Raw genomic sequence first — 20306 nt, forward strand, 5'->3', positions numbered from 1 at the left:
CACAGGCGTGGGCATTATGGAGTGCCTGCATATTCCCGCGAAAACGAATATTTTCGAGTGTTTAGTCGAATTGACAATCTCTCGGTTATGCCTGATGGTGTGCGTACCCAAATCAAACGGGCGTATGAAATGATCGTTTGGTCGTCAGAAGGCTCTGACAGAATCCTGGCTACCACGTCGCGGCGGGTAAACGTGTGATTTGGCGAGTTCATCGACGGCGACGTCGTAGCCCCGTCGGACATTAATGTCCGGCGGGTATTGTTCAGCTTCCATATTGTGGAGATCAGTTGATGATTTACGAAGGTAAAGCCATCACGGTTAAGGCTCTTGAAAGTGGCATCGTCGAATTGAATTTCGATCTCAAGGGTGAGTCCGTCAACAAGTTCAACCGCCTCACCCTCAATGAATTGCGTCAGGCAGTCGATGCAATCAAGGCCGATGCCTCGGTCAGGGGCGTGATCGTCAGCAGTGGCAAGGACGTATTCATCGTCGGTGCCGACATCACCGAGTTCGTCGACAACTTCAAGTTGCCGGAAGCCGAACTGGTTGCGGGCAATCTGCAAGCCAACAGGATTTTCAGCGATTTCGAAGATCTGGGCGTGCCCACCGTTGTCGCTATTAACGGCATTGCGCTGGGCGGCGGTCTGGAAATGTGCCTGGCCGCAGACTATCGGGTCATCTCCAGCAGTGCTCGCATCGGTCTGCCCGAAGTCAAGCTGGGCCTATACCCTGGTTTCGGCGGTACTGTGCGTTTGCCGCGCATCATCGGTGCTGACAACGCAATCGAATGGATCGCGTCAGGCAAGGAAAGCTCCGCAGAGGATGCTCTGAAGGTTGGTGCCGTTGATGCGGTAGTTGCACCCGAGAAGCTTCAGGCCGCGGCCCTTGACCTGATTCAGCGCGCCATTTCCGGCGAGTTCGACTACAAGGCCAAGCGCCAGCCCAAGCTGGACAAGCTCAAGCTCAATGCCATCGAGCAAATGATGGCATTCGAAACCGCCAAAGGTTTTGTTGCAGGTCAGGCCGGACCGAACTATCCGGCACCGGTCGAGGCGATCAAGACCATCCAGAAAGCCGCCAATTTCGGTCGTGACAAGGCGCTGGAAGTCGAAGCCGCCGGTTTCGTGAAAATGGCCAAGACATCTGCTGCGCAGAGCCTTATCGGCCTGTTTCTGAACGATCAGGAACTGAAAAAGAAAGCCAAGGGCTACGACGCAGTCGCCAAGGATGTGAAACAGGCCGCCGTACTGGGCGCCGGGATCATGGGTGGCGGCATTGCCTATCAGTCGGCAGTCAAGGGCACGCCGATCCTGATGAAGGATATCCGCGAAGAAGCCATTCAACTGGGTCTGAACGAAGCCTCCAAACTGCTTGGTGGTCGCCTGGAAAAAGGCCGTCTGACTGCGGCGAAGATGGCCGAAGCGCTTAACGCGATTCGTCCTACGCTTTCCTACGGCGATTTCGGCAACGTCGACCTGGTGGTCGAAGCGGTTGTCGAAAACCCGAAGGTCAAGCAGGCGGTACTGACGGAAGTCGAAGCCAACGTGGGTGAGCACACCATTCTGGCGTCCAACACTTCGACCATCTCGATCAGCTTGCTGGCCAAGGCCCTCAAGCGTCCGGAAAACTTCGTCGGCATGCACTTCTTCAACCCGGTGCACATGATGCCGCTGGTGGAAGTGATCCGTGGCGAGAAGTCCAGCGAAGAAGCGGTCGCCACGACCGTTGCCTACGCCAGGAAAATGGGCAAGAACCCGATTGTGGTCAACGACTGTCCGGGCTTTCTGGTCAACCGCGTACTGTTTCCGTACTTTGGCGGTTTTGCCAGGCTGGTCAGCGCAGGCGTGGATTTCGTGCGCATCGACAAGGTCATGGAGAAATTCGGCTGGCCGATGGGGCCTGCGTACCTGATGGACGTTGTCGGTATCGACACCGGCCACCATGGCCGTGATGTCATGGCCGAAGGTTTCCCTGACCGGATGAAGGATGATCGCCGCTCTGTGGTTGACGCGCTGTATGAAGCCAAACGTCTGGGACAGAAGAACGGCAAGGGCTTCTACGCCTACGAGACCGACAAGAAGGGCAAGCCCAAGAAGGTCAATGACCCGGCTGTGCTGGATGTGCTCAAGCCGATCGTCTACGAACAGCGTGAAGTGAGCGATGAAGACATCATCAACTGGATGATGATCCCGTTGTGCCTGGAAACGGTTCGCTGCCTGGAAGACGGCATCGTCGAAACCGCTGCCGAAGCCGACATGGGCCTGATCTACGGTATTGGTTTCCCTCCATTCCGTGGCGGTGCGCTGCGCTACATCGACTCCATCGGTGTTGCCGAATTCGTTGCCCTGGCTGACCAATACGCCGAGCTGGGTGCCCTGTATCAACCGACCGCGAAGCTGCGTGAAATGGCCAGTAAAGGCCAGAGCTTCTTCGGTCAAGCGTCTTCCGAGGAATGAACGAATGAGCCTTAATCCAAGAGACGTCGTGATTGTCGACTTCGGTCGTACCCCGATGGGTCGCTCCAAGGGCGGCATGCACCGCAACACCCGCGCTGAAGACATGTCCGCGCATTTGATCAGCAAATTGCTCGAGCGCAACAACAAGGTTGATCCGGCTGAAGTCGAGGACGTGATCTGGGGCTGTGTCAACCAGACCCTGGAGCAGGGCTGGAACATCGCGCGCATGGCGTCATTGCTGACCCAGATCCCGCACACTTCGGCTGCGCAGACAGTAAGCCGTCTGTGTGGTTCGTCCATGAGCGCGCTGCACACCGCTGCGCAGGCGATCATGACCAACAACGGTGACGTGTTCGTCATCGGTGGTGTGGAGCACATGGGCCACGTCAGCATGATGCATGGCGTGGACCCGAACCCGCACATGTCCCTGCACGCTGCCAAAGCCTCCGGAATGATGGGCCTGACCGCTGAAATGCTCGGCAAAATGCATGGCATTACCCGCGAGCAGCAGGATGCCTTCGGCCTGCGTTCCCACCAGTTGGCCCACAAGGCGACGCTGGAAGGCAAGTTCAAGGATGAGATCATCCCGATGCAGGGGTATGACGAGAACGGCTTCCTCAAGGTCTTTGACTACGATGAGACCATTCGTCCGGACACCACCCTGGAAAGTCTCGCCGCGCTCAAGCCGGCGTTCAATCCAAAAGGTGGCACCGTGACTGCCGGTACGTCCTCGCAGATCACTGACGGTGCGTCGTGCATGATTGTCATGTCGGCGCAGCGCGCCCAGGACCTCGGTATCCAGCCTCTGGCGGTGATTCGCTCGATGGCCGTGGCCGGTGTCGACCCAGCGATCATGGGCTATGGTCCGGTTCCGGCAACTCAGAAAGCGCTCAAGCGTGCAGGCCTGACGATCGCCGATATCGACTTCATCGAGCTCAACGAAGCCTTCGCTGCACAGGCCTTGCCGGTGTTGAAAGATTTGAAAGTGCTCGACAAGATGAACGAGAAGGTTAACCTGCACGGCGGCGCCATCGCTCTGGGTCATCCGTTTGGGTGTTCCGGCGCGCGCATCTCCGGCACCTTGCTCAATGTCATGAAGCAAAATGGCGGCACCTTCGGTGTGTCTACCATGTGTATTGGTCTGGGGCAGGGCATCGCGACCGTTTTCGAACGCGTCTGATTCCTGTGTGTGATGCGAGCCGGGGCTTGGTGCCCCGGCTTTTGTTTTTTGAAAAAAAGGTTTCTTCAGCCAAATTTTTTGAACGTGTTACAAGAGGACCGCAGCATGCAACTGCAACCAGGGCTCTATCGCCATTACAAAGGCCCGCAGTACCGGGTTTTCAGTGTTGCCAGGCATTCCGAAACCGAAGAGGAAGTCGTGTTCTATCAGGCTCTGTACGGCGATTTCGGGATGTGGGTGCGTCCCTTGAGCATGTTTCTGGAGTCGGTCGAGGTTGACGGCGAGCACGTCCCGCGCTTTGCTCTGGTTGAGGCTGAACCCAGCCTGTTTTCACCAATGTGAGAAGGAATTGCACAACAGGCTGTGCTTGACCTCACCTTGTAGCCACTATATATAGCGTGGCCTTTACAAGCTCCTCACTGTCTTTCATCTAGTTATTCAGGAATTTTCTGATCCATGGGCAAATCGCTGGTCATCGTGGAATCCCCGGCTAAGGCCAAGACCATCAACAAGTATTTGGGCAACCAGTACGTGGTGAAGTCGAGTATCGGCCATATCCGAGACCTGCCCACCAGCGGTTCGGCTAGTGCCGCCAAAGACCCTGCCGCCAAGCGTGGCAAGGCTGCTGCGGGCGAGGGCCCGGTACTGACGCCTAAAGAAAAGGCGCAGCGCCAGCTGGTCTCGCGCATGGGAGTCGATCCGGAACATGGCTGGAAGGCCAAGTACGAGATCCTTCCTGGCAAGGAAAAGGTCATTGAAGAGCTGCGCAAGCTCGCCAAGGATGCCGACACCATCTATCTCGCGACGGACTTGGACCGCGAAGGGGAAGCCATTGCCTGGCACCTGCGCGAAGCCATCGGCGGGGATGACAGCCGCTACAAGCGCGTGGTGTTCAACGAGATCACCAAGAAAGCCATTCAGGAAGCGTTTTCCAAGCCAGGCGAGCTGGACATTGCCCGGGTCAACGCTCAGCAGGCGCGTCGTTTCCTTGACCGCGTCGTAGGCTACATGGTCTCGCCGCTGCTCTGGCAGAAAGTGGCCCGTGGTTTGTCTGCCGGTCGTGTGCAGTCGGTTGCGGTGAAGCTGGTGGTGGAGCGTGAGCGTGAAATTCGCGCGTTCAACCCTGAAGAATACTGGGAAATCCACGCCGATCTGGGCACCGCCAAAGGCGCCAATGTGCGGTTCGAAGTGGCGCGTGAAAACGGCGAAGCGTTCAAGCCGCTGAACGAAACCCAGGCCATGGCGGCCCTTGAAAAGCTCAAGGCGTCCAGCTACAGCATCGTCAAGCGTGAAGACAAGCCGACCAGCAGCAAGCCATCGGCGCCGTTCATCACCTCGACCCTGCAGCAGGCGGCGAGCAATCGCCTGGGCTTCGGCGTCAAGAAGACCATGATGATGGCACAGCGCTTGTATGAGGCTGGCTACATCACTTATATGCGTACCGACTCGACCAACCTGTCGGCCGACGCGGTAAGCATGGCGCGTGACTACATCGAAACCGAGTTCGGCAAGAAGTACCTGCCGGAATCGCCTAACGTCTACAGCAGCAAGGAAGGTGCGCAAGAGGCTCACGAAGCGATTCGACCTTCCGACGTCAACACCCACCCGAGCAAGCTTGCCGGGATGGAGCGTGACGCCGAGCGCCTTTACGAGTTGATCTGGCGCCAGTTCGTGGCTTGCCAGATGCTGCCTGCACAATACCTGTCGACCACTGTCACGGTCGCAGCAAGCGACTTCGAGCTGCGCGCCAAGGGCCGCATCCTCAAGTTCGACGGCTATACCCGTGCGTTGCCACAGATGGCCAAGCCGGGCGATGACGACGTTCTGCCGGACATGGCGCAGGGCGAAGCGCTGAAGCTGAACAAGCTCGACCCCAGCCAGCACTTCACCAAGCCGCCAGCGCGTTATTCCGAAGCCAGTCTGGTCAAGGAAATGGAAAAGCGCGGTATCGGTCGCCCGTCGACCTACGCCGCGATCATTTCGACCATTCAGGACCGTGGCTACGTGGCGCTGCACAATCGCCGCTTCTACTCGGAAAAAATGGGCGACATCGTCACCGGACGTCTGTCCGAAAGCTTTTCCAACCTGATGGACTATGGCTTTACCGCCGGGATGGAAGAAAACCTCGACGACGTGGCTCAGGGTGAGCGCGACTGGAAAAACGTCCTGGACGAGTTCTACGGTGATTTCCGTAAAAAGCTCGACGTGGCCGAGGCCGCTGATGGCGGCATGCGTGCCAACCAGCCGGTGATGACCGATATCCCGTGCAAGGTATGCGGCCGCCCGATGCAGATTCGCACCGCCTCGACTGGTGTGTTTCTGGGTTGCTCCGGCTACAGCCTGCCGCCCAAGGAACGCTGCAAGGCGACTGTCAATCTGACCCCCGGCGACGAAATTGCCGACGATGACGAGGGCGAGTCCGAGTCGCGGGTTCTGCGCGGCAAACATCGCTGCCCGATCTGTAGCACGGCGATGGACGCGTATTTGCTCGACGAAAAGCACAAACTGCACATTTGCGGCAACAACCCCGATTGCACAGGTTACGAGATCGAGGAAGGTACTTACCGGATCAAAGGCTACGAAGGCCCGAGTCTGGAATGCGACAAGTGCGGCAGCGAAATGCAGCTCAAGACCGGTCGTTTCGGCAAGTTCTTCGGCTGTACCAATCCGGAGTGCAAGAACACCCGCAAACTGCTGAAAAGCGGCGACGCAGCACCACCGAAGATGGACCCGGTGAAGATGCCGGAGCTCAAGTGCGACAAGGTCGACGACACCTACATTCTGCGTGACGGCGCTTCGGGCCTGTTCCTGGCTGCCAGCCAGTTCCCGAAAAACCGTGAAACCCGTGCCCCGCTGGTTATCGAGATCGCGCCGCACAAGGACGAAATCGATCCCAAGTACCACTTCCTTTGCGAAGCGCCGAAGAAGGATCCGGACGGTCGTCCAGCAGTGATCCGTTACAGTCGCAAGACCAAAGAGCAGTATGTCCAGACCGAAGTAGAGGGCAAGCCTACGGGCTGGCGTGCGTTCTACGACGGCAGCGCCTGGAAGGTTGAAGACAAGCGTTGATCGCAAGCGCCCGACGCAAACATGTCGGGCGCTGTTTTCGACAGGCACGGCCTGCGGTGCCAGACTGATCCGGCGCCACAGGCTATGCTGTTCTGTATCCCATTGTTATGGAGAGTCTCGCCATGGCTCATGAGCTCTATACCCGTACCAACCAGAAGATCTATTTCGCAGGGCTTGCGCTCGAAGCGTTGGGGAAGGCGGAGAAGGGGCAGGCGGTGAACGCGCCTGCATTGTTGCAGGCCGAGCGTGAGTCCGCCTTGTTTCATCTGTATGGCGCGCTGCTCGGCTTGTGCCACGAGATCGCGGGGTTCTACCGACTGCCGCAGGCCGGCTCGCGTCGTGCGGAGGACTTGTTGACTCAGGAAGTGCTGAACGCCACAGCAATTCCCGAAATGGCCGAGTTGGTTGAGCTTGCCCAGAACCGCCAGACATGGCTGGCTCAGTTGCTGACGGCCTATAACGCGTTGTATGAGCCGCCGCGTGCACCGAAAAAGCTCAAGGGTGACGTCACACAGCCGATGATACAGGCTGTGAACCTGGACGCTGAGCCGGAGTCTGAACTGACACGTGAAGAGCTCGAAAACTGGCGTCAGCAACTCAAAGGGTTGGCCATCCGTTTTCGTGAAGGCCTGAGCGAGTGCTGAAAACCAATGAAGTGCAGGCTGGCAGGCTGTTACAATGCCCGCCTCTTGCGGAGTAATTGTAATGCCTACCTCTTTCCTGGAAATTGTCGAACTGCCTGACGGACGTATTGAACTGCGTCGTGCCGATGACGAGGGTTCTCTGGTGACGCTTGATTTCTCTGCGGATGCCAAAGCGTTCATGCAAGGTCAGCATGTTGAAGTCGCCAAGGCCATGTTGAGTGTGGGCGTACAGATGGCTGGCCGTCTGGCTGAGGGCGAAGTCGAGAAGGATGACGTGCCCCACGTCCTGCACTGATCGACGACCGGGCTTTTTAGCCCAGCCGAATGTTCAGGCTCTGTGCTTCCCCGATTTTTGCAGCACTGATCAATTGCTGACGCGCTGCGGTGCCAAGTGGATTGATCCAGCTCACAACCGTATGGCTACGACCGAGTCTGAGTGCTTCGCGAGTCAGCTCCAGTACACTTTGTGTGCCGCGCGGCTGCAGTAGCAGAATCCGTTCCCTGTTGAGTCCTGCATCGCGCAACCAGGTCTGGGTCAGGCTTGAGGGTGGCGCAATGAGCGTCAGCCAGCGTGCGTCGATTTCTTCGCTCAGTTCCCGAAGGATAGGGGCCAGAAGGTTCAGGCAGTTCCCGGCGGCGCCGCGCAAAGACAGTTCACTGAAGAGTTCTGGCTCGTTGCCCCAAGGTGTTTCGACTGCATCGGCAAGCAGCGGGGCGATGGGCTGAGCCAGAAACGCCTCGAACAGTGGCAATTGTGAATGCGGTGCTTGATGGAACTGCATAACGCCTCCTTAGCGGCGAATGACGCCGACGCTCAAACCTTCGATCACCAGCTCCTGATCCTTGAGATCGACCTCGATAGGGGCAAAATCAGGGTTTTCAGCCAGCAGCCAGACTTTGCTGCCTTCACGCTTGAAACGCTTGACGGTGACTTCGTCGCCGATCCGGGCAACTACGATCTGGCCGTTACGTGCTTCGCGAGTGGTGTGCACCGCCAACAGGTCGCCATCCAGAATCCCGACGTCCTTCATACTCATGCCGTGAACGCGCAGCAGGTAGTTGGCGCTGGGGTGGAAAAAGGAGGGGTTGATGTTGCAGGACTCTTCGATATGTTGCTGAGCCAGAATCGGCGCGCCAGCTGCTACGCGACCAATGACCGGCAGGCTGCTTTCATCCGGCCGTGCTTCAAAGCCGGGAATGCGGATGCCGCGTGAGGCACCAGGGGTCATTTCGATGGCGCCTTTGCGAGCCAATGCCTTAAGGTGTTCTTCCGCTGCGTTGGGCGATTTGAAACCCAGCTCCTGGGCGATTTCCGCACGTGTAGGTGGAAAGCCGTTGTCTTCCAGGCAGCGTTTGATGAAGCCCAGGATTTCAGCCTGGCGTGGCGTCAGTTTGATCATGATGGGCGCTCTGGCTTTTTATACAGTGACTGGGATTATATACAGTGAACGCGCGTTGGCAATCATCCTTTTTACTTTCGCCGCCAGGCGGTGCGGTGGGGGGTTGCGAAGCCTTGCGTCAAAAAGCGCTGCATAAGCTGTCTATTGTCATTTAACATCCAGTTTCGTGACTGTTCAGCCACAAAATGAACGGGTCCGCTTGACAAACGGGGCGCCTGATACGTATGTTTCAAACGTTCGTTTGTTAGGCAGAGAGCCATGGCCCAGTCGGAAACCGTTGAACGCATTCTTGATGCTGCCGAGCAGTTATTCGCAGAAAAGGGGTTTGCTGAAACCTCCTTGCGTCTCATCACCAGCAAGGCTTCGGTCAATCTGGCTGCGGTGAACTATCACTTCGGTTCGAAAAAGGCGCTGATTCAGGCGGTGTTCTCACGTTTTCTCGGCCCGTTCTGCATCAGTCTCGATCGCGAGCTGGAGCGTCGCCAGGCAAAACCCGAACACAAGCCGAGCCTGGAAGAACTGCTGGAGATCCTCGTCGAGCAGGCGCTTGTCGTGCAACCGCGAAGCGGTAACGACCTGTCGATCTTCATGCGTCTTTTAGGGCTTGCCTTCAGTCAGAGTCAGGGCCACCTGCGCCGTTATCTTGAAGACATGTACGGTAAGGTGTTCCGTCGTTACATGACACTGGTCAACGAAGCCGCCCCCCGTATTCCACCTATCGAGCTGTTCTGGCGCGTGCACTTCATGCTCGGTGCCGCTGCATTCAGCATGTCCGGCATCAAGGCCTTGCGTGCGATTGCCGAAACCGATTTTGGCGTCAATACCTCCATCGAGCAGGTCATGCGCTTGATGGTGCCGTTTCTGGCCGCAGGCATGCGTGCCGACACCGGCGTCAGTGACCCGACCATGATCGCCGCTCAACTCAGGCCGCGTAGCAAGAGCAGCACCGGCACGCCTGCGGTAGCCAAGGCCTGACGATCCAAGCCTTAATGTACCGGCGCATCGCATTGCGTCAGGCTTCAGGATCAAGCACCATGCCCGGATTGCAAATGGGCACTGGTGTGTAAGGGTTTTTTCTATGAGTTCTGGCCTGCAAGGCTCCCTGATGGTCGATGTCGCCGGCACCTGGCTGACCAGCGAAGACCGTCAGTTTCTGCGTCAGCCCGAAGTGGGCGGTTTGATTATCTTTGCCCGAAACATCGAGCATCCCCGTCAGGTTCGTGAACTGAGTGCGGCAATTCGCGCCGTTCGCCCGGACTTGCTGCTGGCAGTGGATCAGGAAGGCGGCAGGGTCCAGCGCCTGCGGCAGGGGTTCGTGCGTCTACCGCCGATGCGCGCTATTGCCGACAAGCCAGATGCTGTGCTGCTGGCCGAGCATTGCGGCTGGCTGATGGCCACCGAAGTATTGGCTGTCGGCCTGGACCTGAGTTTTGCTCCGGTGCTGGACCTGGACTACCAGCGCAGCGCGGTCGTCGGGACGCGTTCGTTTGAGGGCGACCCGGAGCGTGCGGCGCTGCTGGCAGGGGCGTTTATTCGTGGCATGAACGCGGCTGGCATGGCTGCGACCGGCAAGCATTTCCCTGGCCACGGCTGGGCCGAAGCCGACTCTCACGTGGCTATCCCGAATGACGAGCGCAGTCTGGAACAGATTCGCGCCAGCGATCTGGTGCCGTTCGCACGCCTGAGCCGACAGCTCGCTGCAGTGATGCCTGCTCATGTCATTTACCCGAAAGTCGATTCGCAGCCTGCCGGTTTCTCCAAGCGCTGGCTGCAAGACATCCTGCGCGACGAACTGAAATTTGACGGTGTTATTTTCAGCGATGATCTGTCGATGGCCGGTGCCCATGTGGTCGGTGATGCCGCCAGCCGTATCGAGGCTGCGCTGACGGCGGGTTGCGACATGGGGCTGGTATGTAATGACCGCGCTGCGGCAGAGCTGGCCCTCGGTGCGGCCCAGCGCCTGAAAGTCAGGCCTTCGCCGCGCATCGCGCGTATGCGCGGTCAGGCATCAGCCAGTACTGATTATCGGCAACACCCGCGCTGGCAGGCCGCGCTTCAGGCCCTGCGCGCTGCTCAACTGATCGATTAAGGATTTGCGATGACTGTTTACGCGATTATTGGTGGGACTGGCCTGACCCAGCTGGAAGGCCTGAACATTCGGCAGTCCTTGCCGATGAACACGCCTTATGGCGCACCTTCCGGCGAAATCCAGATCGGCGATTATGCCGGTCGCGAAGTGATGTTTTTGGCGCGGCATGGCCATCCGCACCGTTTGCCACCGCATCAGGTCAACTACCGGGCCAACATCTGGGCCTTGAAGCAGGCTGGTGCCGAAGCGATTCTGGCGGTCAATGCGGTAGGTGGCATACATCCAGCGATGGGCACCGGGCACTTTTGCGTGCCGCATGATCTGGTCGACTACACCAGCGGTCGCCAGCACACGTTCTTTGCCGATGATCTGGAAGAGGTCACGCACATCGACTTCAGCTATCCCTACAGCGAAGCGTTACGGGCGCGGCTGGTTGCAGCACTGGCCGCTGAAGGGTGCGAGTTCTCTGATCGGGGTGTCTATGCCTGTACTCAGGGGCCGCGCCTGGAGACGGTCGCCGAAATCATCCGCCTTGAGCGTGATGGCTGCGACATCGTCGGCATGACTGGTATGCCCGAGGCCGCTCTGGCCCGTGAGCTGGAGCTGGAATACGCCTGCCTGGCGCTGGTGGTCAATCCGGCAGCGGGCAAGTCGACCACTGTCATAACCATGGCAGAAATCGAACAGGCCCTGCGCGATGGTATGGGCAAGGTAAAAGCCACGCTCGCCCGGGTTCTGTCAGCCTCCTGACTTACAGCATGCGCTTGAGGGTATTGTCCTTGCGCACAAGGTGATGCCAGAGCGCGGCGACTACGTGCAGGGCGATGACGTAATAGAAGATCGAGCCCAGCAACTTGTGCACATCTTCGAACGTTTCGGCCCTGCGATCCGAGGTCGGCAGGGGCCAGGGTATCTGCAGGTCGGTGAGGGGAATGGGTAACGCGCCTTTTTCCACCATCACCGTCAGCAGACCCAATAAAGGCTGAGCGAACAGGAACGCATACAGCGCGTAATGCGTAAGTGTCGCGGCTAAGCGCAACGCGCCTTCAAGCGGCGGCGTTATGCCGGGCGGACGATGCCGTCGACGTTCGGCGACGCGGAAAAACGCCATGGCCAGAATCACAATCCCCACCCAGAAATGGCTCTGCACGACCAGTGTGCGGTATTCAGAACCCTTGCCAAACTGACTGCGGCTCAGAATCAGGGTATACGCCAGCACAATCAGTATGGCCATGACCCAGTGCAGCCATCTGGCTCGTGCGGTGTAGCGTTGAGAAGTCGGTGCATCCACGGTTGGATTCCTTGTCGCTTTTTTACAGGTCCGGTAAGCAGTTTAGGCAGTTGCCGGGATCCTGCGTTTCATTTGTACGCGTTTTTTTCAGCGTCAGATCAGTGCCATTGAATATGCCCGACTGAATATGGCAAATACGCAGCACAGGCGACACGGGACGGAACCTGTGCCGATGGGTGGCTTCATATGACGTGAATATTCACCCGGGAGCGAGTCTTGACCAGTGCCAATCCGCCTGTCGGCCCAGCAACGCCAGTGTCCGCCAGTGTTTCATTGAATGTACTGACCATGAACATGCACATGGGCTTTGGCATTTTCAATCGCCGCTTCATTTTGCCGGAGTTGCGTGAGGCTGTGCGTACTGTATCGGCCGATATCGTGTTTCTTCAGGAAGTGCACGGCGAGCACCAGAGCCATGCGCGCAGCGTCAAGGACTGGCCGACGATTTCCCAGTACGAGTTCCTCGCCGACAGCATGTGGAACGACTTTGCCTATGGTCGTAATGCGGTGTACCCGGATGGCGATCACGGTAACGCGCTGCTGTCCAAGTACCCGATCATCCAGCACGAGAACCTCGACATTTCCATTCATGGCACCGAGCAGCGCGGTTTGCTGCACTGCATCCTGGAGGTGCCATACGCCGGTCGGGTGCATGCGGTGTGTGTTCACTTGGGCTTGCGTGAAAGCCATCGGCGTCAGCAGCTCAACCTGCTCGCCGAGCTGATGGAGCGTCTTCCCGAGGGTGAGCCGGTGATCGTTGCCGGTGATTTCAATGACTGGCGTCAGCGCGCCGATGCTTTGCTGGAGGGCACCGGGTTGCACGAGGTTTTTGTCGAGCGCTTCGGCGCGCCGGCCAAAAGCTTTCCGGCCCGCTGGCCGTTGCTCCGGCTGGACCGGATTTATGTCCGCAACGCGACTTCCCACAGGCCGAAAGTATTGTCCAGCCGCCCGTGGTCTCATCTTTCCGATCATGCACCGCTGGCGGTGGAGTTGACCTTATGAGTAATACGACAGGGCAGTGGTGTGATGGCAACTCGGTAGAGCTGCTGATCAACGGTGAAGACTTCTACGCCCGGGTGTTCGAGTGCATACGGGCCGCGCGCAAAGAGGTGTTGATCGAGACTTTCATCATCTTTGAAGACCGGATTGGCGAGGGCTTGCAACAGGCGTTGCTCCAAGCTGCGGCCAACGGCGCGAAAGTGGTTGTCACGGTAGATGACTACGGGACATCGGACCTGAGTTCGGTGTTTGTCAAAACCATGATCGATGCCGGTATTCAGATTCAGCTGTTCGACCCGCGTCCGCGATTCATGGGTATGCGCACCAACCTGTTCCGCCGTCTGCACCGCAAGGTGGTCGTCATTGACGGCGAACTGGGCTTTATCGGCGGCATCAACTACAGCGTCGATCACATGACTGACACGGGGGTGACGGCCAAACAGGACTATGCCGTTCTGGTCCGTGGCCCGATTGTTGGCGATATTCACCACAGCGCGTTGAATATGCTCAGCAAGGTCGTTCGTGACAAATTGCCGCCCATTGCACTGAAGCTGGACCGTGCCGGTGACGCCAGCATGCTGCTCGCCGAGCGCGACAATGACGAGCACAGTACCGATATCGAAGAGCAGTACCTTGAGGCGATTCGCGCTGCGAAGCAACGGATCACCCTGGCCAACGCGTATTTTTATCCCAGCTACCGCTTTCTGCGTGAGCTGCGCAATGCATCACGGCGGGGCGTCAAGGTCACCCTGATTTTGCAAGGTCAGCCCGACATGCCGTTCGTGCGGGTCTGCTCGCGGCTGACCTACACCTACCTGCTGCGCGACGGCGTGGTCATTCACGAGTACAAGCAACGTGCATTGCACGGCAAGGTCGCGCTGATCGATCAGGACTGGTCCACCGTGGGCTCCAGCAATCTAGACCCGCTGAGCTTGGCGCTGAACCTGGAGGCCAATCTGTTCATCCGCGATCGCGGGCTCAATGAGCATCTGCAAAACCATCTGATGGAGCTTGCCGCTGCGCACAGTAAGCAGATGAGCCTCAAGGGCGCGGCGCGTGGTCAGTGGTGGCGTGCGCCGATGATCGTTTTAAGCTTCTTTTTTCTGCGGCGTTTTCCGGCCATTGCCGGCCTGTTCCCGGTTCACGGTGTGCGCCTCAAGCCGTTACGGGCCGGTGACGTGGTGCCGGAAGCGAAAGTCATCGAACAGCAACAGAACAACCACGAGATGGACCAGGAGAAAACTTCATGACTCAGGCCGCAAATGCAGCGACGCGAAGTGCGCAGGGAGCCAAATGGAAATGGGCAAAGCGGATATTCAATCTGTTTTTCTTCATTGCTGTCCCGGTCCTGTTGTTTCTGCTGGTCAAGAACCTTGACTGGCAAGAGGTCAAGCAGGCGCTGTCGTCCTACAAGGCCAGCACTCTGGCCATTGCCGCTGTTGTGGCCTTTGCCAGTTACGCAACCTATTGCGGTTTTGACATACTGGCGCGGTATTACACCCGCCACACATTGTCGATCAAGCAGATCGTGCCTGTGACCTTTGTCTGCTACGCATTCAACCTCAATCTCAGTTCATGGGTTGGCGGCATCGCCTTGCGTTACCGGTTGTATTCCCGGTTGGGGCTGGACGTGTCGACCATCACCCGGATTCTGAGCCTCAGCCTGATTACCAACTGGCTGGGCTACATGCTGCTGGCCGGTTTCGTGTTTTCGATGCGTTTTCTGGAGTTGCCAGAGGAATGGTCGATCGGCACCACGACCCTGCAATTGATCGGTTTCGGACTGTTGGCCGTGTGTTTTGCCTACCTGTTGGCCTGCCGGTTTTCCAAAAAGCGCTCATGGACTGTTCGTGATCAGGAATTCAATCTACCGTCGATGAAGCAGGCCTTGATGCAGGCCAGCCTGGGGGCTCTGAACTGGTCGCTGATGGCTGCGGTGATTTACACGCTGCTGCCCGACAAGGCGTTTTACCCGGCGATTCTCGGTGTGTTGCTGATCAGCAGCATCGCGGGTGTCATTACTCACATTCCAGCCGGGCTGGGCGTGCTTGAGACTGTATTCATTACCTTGCTGGCTCACCAGTTCTCCAAGGGCAGTCTGCTGGCAGCTCTGATCGGCTACCGCGCCATTTACTTCCTGCTGCCGCTGTTGATTGCATTGGTGGTGTATCTGGTGCTGGAAAAACGCGCGAAGAAAATGGGCCAGAAGAACCAGCAGCGAATGGGGCAGGAAGCGAATACCTGAGGGCCGGGAATCTCAGCCCTCAATCATCAAACCCGACCTGCTCGTGGATCTCGTCGACTTTCAGCTCCAGCCGATACGCCACTGCAATGAATAGTGCCTGGCACAGGCACAGGGTGGCGCTCAGCGAGCGGAAGGCGAACGAGCTGCCTTCATTGACCAGCAACACCGAGTTGGCACGCTTGGCCAGCGGCGACAGATTGCTGTCGGTGATGATCAGCGTCTTGGCCTGATGATGCTGGGCGATGCGCAGGCAATGCTGGGTTTCCTTGCCGTAGGGCGTGAAGCTGATGGCAATCACCAGATCGTTGGCACGCACGCTGCGCATCTGCTCTCGATAGCTGCCCCCCAGGCCCGATATCAAGTGAATACGCTTGTTGGTGTGTTGCAGGTTGTAGACCAGATAATCCGCCACGGCAAATGAGCGGCGCACACCCACCACGTAGATATTGTCGGCGTTGACCACCAGATCTACAGCCTTTTCGAACTCATCGTCGTCCAGCTCTGCACTCAAACGCTCCAGCCCGGAGAGCGTTGCGCTCACGCATTCGCGTGCCAGATCACCCGAGTGGGCCTTCTGAGACTTATTGGCGATCATGCTGCGGATGCGTTGCTGGTAGTTCTGCACCGGCGTGGTCTTGTGCGTGTAAGCCTCGCGAAACAACGCCTGCATCTCACTGAAGCCGCTAAACCCGAAACGCTGGGAAAAGCGCACGATGGCCGACGGGTGGACTTCGCACTCGCGGGCAATGTCACTGATCCGGTCAACCATGATCCGGTCGCTCTGCTGGCTCATATAGCTGGCGATGCGCTTGAGCTGACGCGGTAAACCGTCGTACTCATCAGTGATCAGCCTTAGCAGGCCTTCGGCATTGGTCGGCGGCATGTCGACGCTCGTCTCGGGCAGAGTGGGCTGATCGGCGCGGGTCATATTCAAATCCTTTCTACTTGTTCTTTCAGGGCAATTTCTTACAGAGCAACATCTTTCAAGGTAACGCAGTTGTGTGCCCGACGATGGAGGCTGCCTTGGGCCGGGACGACTATAGCTTACCCGTCTGTGCATTGTGCCAGCACTTGAATAGCGGTATGGAAAAAATATTCCACTAAAAATAATTATAGAATAAATATTGATTGATGAGGCTCGACGTTTTACGCTGCATTCACAAAGCAGCGTGTACACATGATGCAGGCGCTGCAGGCTGATAAAAATAACAGGAGCCACCATGGGCCAGACACGCTTTGCCACTGGGCGTCAGTTGGATCTGATCTGCCTCGGACGCCTGGGCGTCGATCTTTATGCGCAACAAGTAGGTGCGCGGCTGGAAGACGTTTCCAGTTTCGCCAAATACCTGGGCGGCTCATCGGCCAATATCGCATTCGGTACTGCCAGGCTGGGGCTCAGGTCGGCCATGCTGAGCAGGGTAGGTGATGACCATATGGGTCGCTTCCTGGTCGAGTCGCTGGCCCGCGAAGGCTGTGATGTCAGCGCTATCAAGCGCGATCCCGAGCGCCTGACCGCCATGGTGCTGCTGGGGCTGAAAGACCGTGAAACGTTCCCCCTGGTGTTCTACCGCGAAAATTGCGCCGACATGGCTTTGCGCGCCGAGGACATCGACGAACAGCAGATCGCGTCGAGCAAGGCGCTGCTGATCACCGGCACGCATTTTTCTACCGATCAAGTGTTCAAGGCCAGCAGCCAGGCGCTCGACTACGCCGAAAAGCACGACGTCAAACGCGTGCTGGATATTGATTATCGCCCGGTGCTTTGGGGCCTGGCGGCCAAGGCTGATGGCGAGACACGTTTTGTTGCCGATCAGAAGGTCAGTCAGCATGTGCAGCGCATCCTGCCGCGTTTTGACCTGATTGTCGGTACTGAAGAAGAATTTCAGATTGCCGGCGGCTCTACCGATTTGCTCACTGCCCTGCGTACCGTGCGCGAACTGACGGCCGCGACGCTTGTGGTCAAGCTCGGCCCGCAAGGTTGCACAGTGATTCACGGTGCGATTCCTGCGCGGCTTGAAGACGGCGCAATCTACCCCGGCGTGCGGGTTGAAGTGCTCAACGTGCTGGGCGCTGGCGATGCGTTCATGTCCGGTTTTCTCAGCGGCTGGCTCAAGGATGCCAGCGACGAGCGCTGCTGCCAGCTGGCCAATGCCTGTGGCGGGCTGGTGGTATCGCGCCATGCCTGCGCGCCTGCGATGCCGACGCCTGCCGAACTGGATTACCTGTTCAGCAGCCCGCACCCCATTACCCGGCCTGATCAGGATGTTGTCCTGCAACGGCTGCATCAGGTCAGCGTGCCACGCAAGCAGTGGCGGCAGTTGTTCATCTTCGCCTTCGATCATCGCGGCCAACTGGTCGAGCTGGCCCAACAGGCCGGGCGCGACCTGAGCAGCATCAGCCAGCTCAAGCAACTGTTCGTGCAGGCGGTTGAGCGGGTCGAAGCCGGCCTGCGCCAGCGTGGCATCGAAGCCGATGTCGGGCTGCTCGCCGATCAGCGCTTCGGTCAGGATTCACTTAACGCTGCGACCGGTCGCGGTTGGTGGGTGGCGCGTCCGGTGGAAGTGCAGGGTTCAAGACCCCTGGCGTTCGAGCATGGCCGCTCCATCGGCAGCAATCTGCTCGCCTGGCCGCAAGAGCAGATCATCAAGTGCCTGGTGCAATATCACCCCGATGACGAGCCCATGCTGCGTCTGGAACAGGAAGCGCAGATCAAGGCGCTCTACGACGCGTCGAAAGTCAGTGGTCACGAACTGCTGCTGGAAATCATTCCACCCAAGGATCACCCCTCGTCTCATCCTGACGTGATGGTCCGGTCGCTGAAGCGTTTGTACAACCTGGGCATCTACCCGGCGTGGTGGAAGATCGAGGCGCAGAGCGCGCAGGTCTGGCAGCAGCTGGACGAGTTGATCCAGCAGCGCGATCCGTATTGCCGTGGCGTGGTACTGCTCGGGCTCAATGCGCCTGTCGAAGACCTCGCTGCCGGTTTTGCCGAAGCACGACACAGCCGCGTCTGCCAGGGTTTTGCCGTCGGCCGGACCATATTTCGCGAGCCAAGCCGGGCCTGGATGGCCGGGGAAATAGACGATGCGGCGCTGGTCAGTCGGGTGCAGAGCACCTTCAACTGGTTGATCGAGTCCTGGCGCGAAAGCCGCGCCTGACTCTTTCTTGATCTGACGTCGCGATAACAACAAAAAAGGTGCAGCCATGCCCGTTTCCATTTCCACACCCAGGATCCGCATCGGCATCAACCCGATCTCCTGGAGCAACGATGACTTGCCGGCCCTCGGCGGAGAGACGCCACTGAGCACAGCCTTGAGCGAAGGCAAAGCCATTGGTTACGAGGGCTTCGAGCTCAACGGCAAATTTCCGAAAGATGCCAAGGGCGTCGGCGATGTGCTGCGGCCCTATGATCTGGCGCTGGTTTCCGGCTGGTATTCAAGCCATTTGGCGCGGCGCTCGGTGGCCGAAGAAATCGAAGCCATTACCCCGCATGTGCAATTGCTCGCCGAGAATGGCGCTTCGGTACTGGTGTACGGTGAGGTGGCTGACTCGATTCAGGGGCAGCGCATTCCGTTGGTTGAACGACCGCGTTTTCACACCGATGCAGCCTGGCTTGAATATGCCGAAAAACTCACCGAACTGGCGCGTTTCACCCTGTCCCGAGGGGTACGCCTGGCGTATCACCACCACATGGGCGCTTACGTCGAGTCGCCACAGGATATTGATCGGCTGATGACACTGACCGGCAAGGAAGTCGGACTGCTGTTCGATTCGGGGCATTGTTACATGGGCGGCGGCGAGCCTTTGCAGGTGCTGAGCAAGCACATCGAGCGTGTTTGCCATGTGCATTTCAAGGATGTGCGCAAACCTGTGGTGCAACTGGCGCGCAACAATCTCTGGAGCTTTCCGGACTGCATCATCAATGGCACGTTCACGGTGCCAGGCGACGGTGATATCGACTTTTCTGCGCTGCTCAAGGTGTTGTTGCAAGCCAGCTACAGCGGCTGGCTGGTGGTCGAGGCCGAACAGGACCCAGCGGTAGCGCCGAGTTATGTGTATGCCAAAAAGGGCTATGACACCTTGCGCCAACTGCTGGCCGATGCGCAATAAGGAGGATTGAACCATGAATCTGCTGACCAAGAGCAAACCCCAGGGCCGTGACATCGTGGCGCTGGCGCCCGGCTCGCTCGAGTACGTGAACTTTGCCGCCTACCGACTGGAGGGCGGTGAGCGACTGCCTCTCGCTGCAGAAGAAAACGAACTGTGCGTGGTCTTGCTGGCCGGGCACGCCAGCGTGAATGGCGAAGCACCGGGGCAGGGCGCTTTCAGTTGGGAAAACATCGGCGACCGGCAATCGGTGTTCGAGAAAAAATCGCCGTTTGCGGTCTACCTGCCGCCGCATAGTCAGGCAGAGTTCGTTGCGCGTGGGCCGCTGCACCTGGCCGTATGCACGGCGCCGGGCGATGCGGGCAAACAGCTTGCGGCGCGGCTGATCATGCCGGGCAGCATGAAACGCAGCGTACGTGGCAAAGGGGCCAACACCCGTTACGTGTGCGACATTCTGCCGGACAGTGAACCGGCGCATTCGCTGCTGGTGGTCGAGGTGCGGACTCCTTCGGGACATTCGTCCAGCTACCCGCCGCACAAGCACGACCGGGACAATCTGCCCCACGAGAGCTTTCTCGAAGAGACCTACTACCACCAGGTCAACCCGCCGCAGGGTTTCGTTTTCCAGCGGGTTTACACCGACGACCGCAGTATCGATCAGGCCATGGCCGTGGAAAACAATGATCTGGTGACAGTGCCCAAAGGCTATCACCCGGTGTCTGTGCCCTACGGTTACGAATCGTATTACCTGAACGTGATGGCCGGTCCGACACGCGCCTGGCAGTTCCACAACGACCCGCAGCACAGCTGGCTGCTGGATCTTTGA

At 58.3% G+C, this 20306-nt stretch carries 19 protein-coding genes; 15 read left to right on the forward strand and 4 right to left on the reverse strand.

Translation table 11 applies throughout. The features are described from left to right. The first annotated feature begins 290 nt into the window (after positions 1 to 290). From fadB to RYB66_RS19275, 6 genes are all read left to right on the forward strand, one after another. Entirely contained in the window at positions 291 to 2456 is a 2166-nt protein-coding gene (gene fadB, locus RYB66_RS19250; RefSeq protein WP_016982117.1) for a fatty acid oxidation complex subunit alpha FadB, read from the forward strand. 4 nt (positions 2457 to 2460) lie between these two features. Further along, the gene (gene fadA / locus RYB66_RS19255) at positions 2461 to 3636 is read left to right on the forward strand and encodes an acetyl-CoA C-acyltransferase FadA (RefSeq protein WP_004656895.1); all 1176 of its coding nucleotides are present in this window, start codon (positions 2461 to 2463) and stop codon (positions 3634 to 3636) included. A gap of 105 nt (positions 3637 to 3741) precedes the next feature. After that, a complete protein-coding gene (locus RYB66_RS19260; RefSeq protein ID WP_005732650.1) occupies positions 3742 to 3978 on the forward strand; it encodes a DUF1653 domain-containing protein in 237 nt (78 codons plus the stop codon). Positions 3979 to 4092: 114 nt separating this feature from the next. Beyond that, entirely contained in the window at positions 4093 to 6705 is a 2613-nt protein-coding gene (gene topA / locus RYB66_RS19265; RefSeq protein WP_005744458.1) for a type I DNA topoisomerase, read from the forward strand. 122 nt (positions 6706 to 6827) lie between these two features. Then, entirely contained in the window at positions 6828 to 7349 is a 522-nt protein-coding gene (locus RYB66_RS19270; protein ID WP_016982119.1) for a DUF6586 family protein, read from the forward strand. A 61-nt stretch (positions 7350 to 7410) separates the two neighbouring features. After that, positions 7411 to 7644 carry a hypothetical protein gene (locus RYB66_RS19275; protein WP_002554102.1) on the forward strand — a complete coding sequence of 78 codons (234 nt, stop codon included), beginning with the start codon at positions 7411 to 7413 and terminating at the stop codon, positions 7642 to 7644. Positions 7645 to 7660: 16 nt separating this feature from the next. Here the strand turns inward: RYB66_RS19275 and sulA are convergent, their stop codons facing one another. Both sulA and lexA read right to left on the reverse strand, forming a co-directional pair. Continuing rightward, positions 7661 to 8131, reverse strand: coding sequence for an SOS-induced cell division inhibitor SulA (gene sulA / locus RYB66_RS19280; RefSeq protein ID WP_004656886.1), 471 nt, complete (start codon positions 8129 to 8131; stop codon positions 7661 to 7663). 9 nt (positions 8132 to 8140) lie between these two features. Then, positions 8141 to 8749, reverse strand: coding sequence for a transcriptional repressor LexA (lexA, locus tag RYB66_RS19285; RefSeq protein ID WP_002554100.1), 609 nt, complete (start codon positions 8747 to 8749; stop codon positions 8141 to 8143). Positions 8750 to 9007: 258 nt separating this feature from the next. Between lexA and psrA the strand changes: the two genes are divergently transcribed. From psrA to RYB66_RS19300, 3 genes are all read left to right on the forward strand, one after another. Continuing rightward, positions 9008 to 9724: a transcriptional regulator PsrA gene (gene psrA / locus RYB66_RS19290; protein ID WP_004665746.1), complete on the forward strand. Its 717-nt coding sequence runs from the start codon at positions 9008 to 9010 to the stop codon at positions 9722 to 9724. Between the two features lie 115 nt (positions 9725 to 9839). Next, positions 9840 to 10838, forward strand: coding sequence for a beta-N-acetylhexosaminidase (gene nagZ / locus RYB66_RS19295; protein WP_170947350.1), 999 nt, complete (start codon positions 9840 to 9842; stop codon positions 10836 to 10838). 9 nt (positions 10839 to 10847) lie between these two features. Next, positions 10848 to 11588 (forward strand): S-methyl-5'-thioinosine phosphorylase, encoded by a 741-nt coding sequence (locus tag RYB66_RS19300; protein WP_002554097.1) that lies wholly within the window; start codon positions 10848 to 10850, stop codon positions 11586 to 11588. A gap of 1 nt (position 11589) precedes the next feature. Here the strand turns inward: RYB66_RS19300 and RYB66_RS19305 are convergent, their stop codons facing one another. Next, on the reverse strand, positions 11590 to 12129 hold the full coding sequence (locus RYB66_RS19305) for a cytochrome b (RefSeq protein WP_004656874.1): 540 nt from the start codon (positions 12127 to 12129) through the stop codon (positions 11590 to 11592). Positions 12130 to 12345: 216 nt separating this feature from the next. Here RYB66_RS19305 and RYB66_RS19310 point away from each other — a divergent pair, with 216 nt between their 5' ends. Genes RYB66_RS19310 through RYB66_RS19320 form a run of 3 tightly spaced genes read left to right on the forward strand, consistent with a single transcriptional unit; the run spans position 12346 to position 15373 of the window. After that, positions 12346 to 13131, forward strand: a complete 786-nt coding sequence (locus RYB66_RS19310) for an endonuclease/exonuclease/phosphatase family protein (RefSeq protein WP_002554095.1) — start codon at positions 12346 to 12348, stop codon at positions 13129 to 13131. Further along, the gene (clsB, locus tag RYB66_RS19315) at positions 13128 to 14378 is read left to right on the forward strand and encodes a cardiolipin synthase ClsB (protein WP_002554094.1); all 1251 of its coding nucleotides are present in this window, start codon (positions 13128 to 13130) and stop codon (positions 14376 to 14378) included. Before RYB66_RS19310 ends, clsB begins: the two co-directional genes overlap by 4 nt. Further along, positions 14375 to 15373, forward strand: a complete 999-nt coding sequence (locus tag RYB66_RS19320; protein WP_016982121.1) for a lysylphosphatidylglycerol synthase domain-containing protein — start codon at positions 14375 to 14377, stop codon at positions 15371 to 15373. Before clsB ends, RYB66_RS19320 begins: the two co-directional genes overlap by 4 nt. Before the next feature lie 19 nt (positions 15374 to 15392). Here the strand turns inward: RYB66_RS19320 and RYB66_RS19325 are convergent, their stop codons facing one another. After that, positions 15393 to 16301 carry a MurR/RpiR family transcriptional regulator gene (locus RYB66_RS19325; RefSeq protein ID WP_002554092.1) on the reverse strand — a complete coding sequence of 303 codons (909 nt, stop codon included), beginning with the start codon at positions 16299 to 16301 and terminating at the stop codon, positions 15393 to 15395. A gap of 292 nt (positions 16302 to 16593) precedes the next feature. Here RYB66_RS19325 and RYB66_RS19330 point away from each other — a divergent pair, with 292 nt between their 5' ends. From RYB66_RS19330 to iolB, 3 genes are read left to right on the forward strand one after another with little or no spacing between them, the layout of a single operon-like run. Further along, positions 16594 to 18531: a bifunctional 5-dehydro-2-deoxygluconokinase/5-dehydro-2-deoxyphosphogluconate aldolase gene (locus RYB66_RS19330; RefSeq protein WP_005744452.1), complete on the forward strand. Its 1938-nt coding sequence runs from the start codon at positions 16594 to 16596 to the stop codon at positions 18529 to 18531. 46 nt (positions 18532 to 18577) lie between these two features. Then, positions 18578 to 19483: a myo-inosose-2 dehydratase gene (gene iolE, locus RYB66_RS19335; RefSeq protein WP_004665739.1), complete on the forward strand. Its 906-nt coding sequence runs from the start codon at positions 18578 to 18580 to the stop codon at positions 19481 to 19483. Between the two features lie 13 nt (positions 19484 to 19496). Next, positions 19497 to 20306, forward strand: a complete 810-nt coding sequence (gene iolB, locus RYB66_RS19340; protein WP_016982122.1) for a 5-deoxy-glucuronate isomerase — start codon at positions 19497 to 19499, stop codon at positions 20304 to 20306.

Origin of the sequence: Pseudomonas syringae group sp. 243L2 (assembly GCF_032587875.1) — a bacterium.
GTDB lineage: Bacteria > Pseudomonadota > Gammaproteobacteria > Pseudomonadales > Pseudomonadaceae > Aquipseudomonas > Aquipseudomonas amygdali.

What these genes read in the sequence shown, in the direction of transcription:
- fadB (WP_016982117.1), top strand. Translation starts at nt 291, where the DNA reads ATGATTTACGAAGGTAAAGCCATCACGGTTAAGGCTCTTGAAAGTGGC.
- fadA (WP_004656895.1), top strand. Translation starts at nt 2,461, where the DNA reads ATGAGCCTTAATCCAAGAGACGTCGTGATTGTCGACTTCGGTCGTACC.
- RYB66_RS19260 (WP_005732650.1), top strand. Translation starts at nt 3,742, where the DNA reads ATGCAACTGCAACCAGGGCTCTATCGCCATTACAAAGGCCCGCAGTAC.
- topA (WP_005744458.1), top strand. Translation starts at nt 4,093, where the DNA reads ATGGGCAAATCGCTGGTCATCGTGGAATCCCCGGCTAAGGCCAAGACC.
- RYB66_RS19270 (WP_016982119.1), top strand. Translation starts at nt 6,828, where the DNA reads ATGGCTCATGAGCTCTATACCCGTACCAACCAGAAGATCTATTTCGCA.
- RYB66_RS19275 (WP_002554102.1), top strand. Translation starts at nt 7,411, where the DNA reads ATGCCTACCTCTTTCCTGGAAATTGTCGAACTGCCTGACGGACGTATT.
- sulA (WP_004656886.1), bottom strand. Translation starts at nt 8,131, where the DNA reads ATGCAGTTCCATCAAGCACCGCATTCACAATTGCCACTGTTCGAGGCG.
- lexA (WP_002554100.1), bottom strand. Translation starts at nt 8,749, where the DNA reads ATGATCAAACTGACGCCACGCCAGGCTGAAATCCTGGGCTTCATCAAA.
- psrA (WP_004665746.1), top strand. Translation starts at nt 9,008, where the DNA reads ATGGCCCAGTCGGAAACCGTTGAACGCATTCTTGATGCTGCCGAGCAG.
- RYB66_RS19300 (WP_002554097.1), top strand. Translation starts at nt 10,848, where the DNA reads ATGACTGTTTACGCGATTATTGGTGGGACTGGCCTGACCCAGCTGGAA.
- clsB (WP_002554094.1), top strand. Translation starts at nt 13,128, where the DNA reads ATGAGTAATACGACAGGGCAGTGGTGTGATGGCAACTCGGTAGAGCTG.
- RYB66_RS19320 (WP_016982121.1), top strand. Translation starts at nt 14,375, where the DNA reads ATGACTCAGGCCGCAAATGCAGCGACGCGAAGTGCGCAGGGAGCCAAA.
- RYB66_RS19325 (WP_002554092.1), bottom strand. Translation starts at nt 16,301, where the DNA reads ATGACCCGCGCCGATCAGCCCACTCTGCCCGAGACGAGCGTCGACATG.
- RYB66_RS19330 (WP_005744452.1), top strand. Translation starts at nt 16,594, where the DNA reads ATGGGCCAGACACGCTTTGCCACTGGGCGTCAGTTGGATCTGATCTGC.
- iolE (WP_004665739.1), top strand. Translation starts at nt 18,578, where the DNA reads ATGCCCGTTTCCATTTCCACACCCAGGATCCGCATCGGCATCAACCCG.
- iolB (WP_016982122.1), top strand. Translation starts at nt 19,497, where the DNA reads ATGAATCTGCTGACCAAGAGCAAACCCCAGGGCCGTGACATCGTGGCG.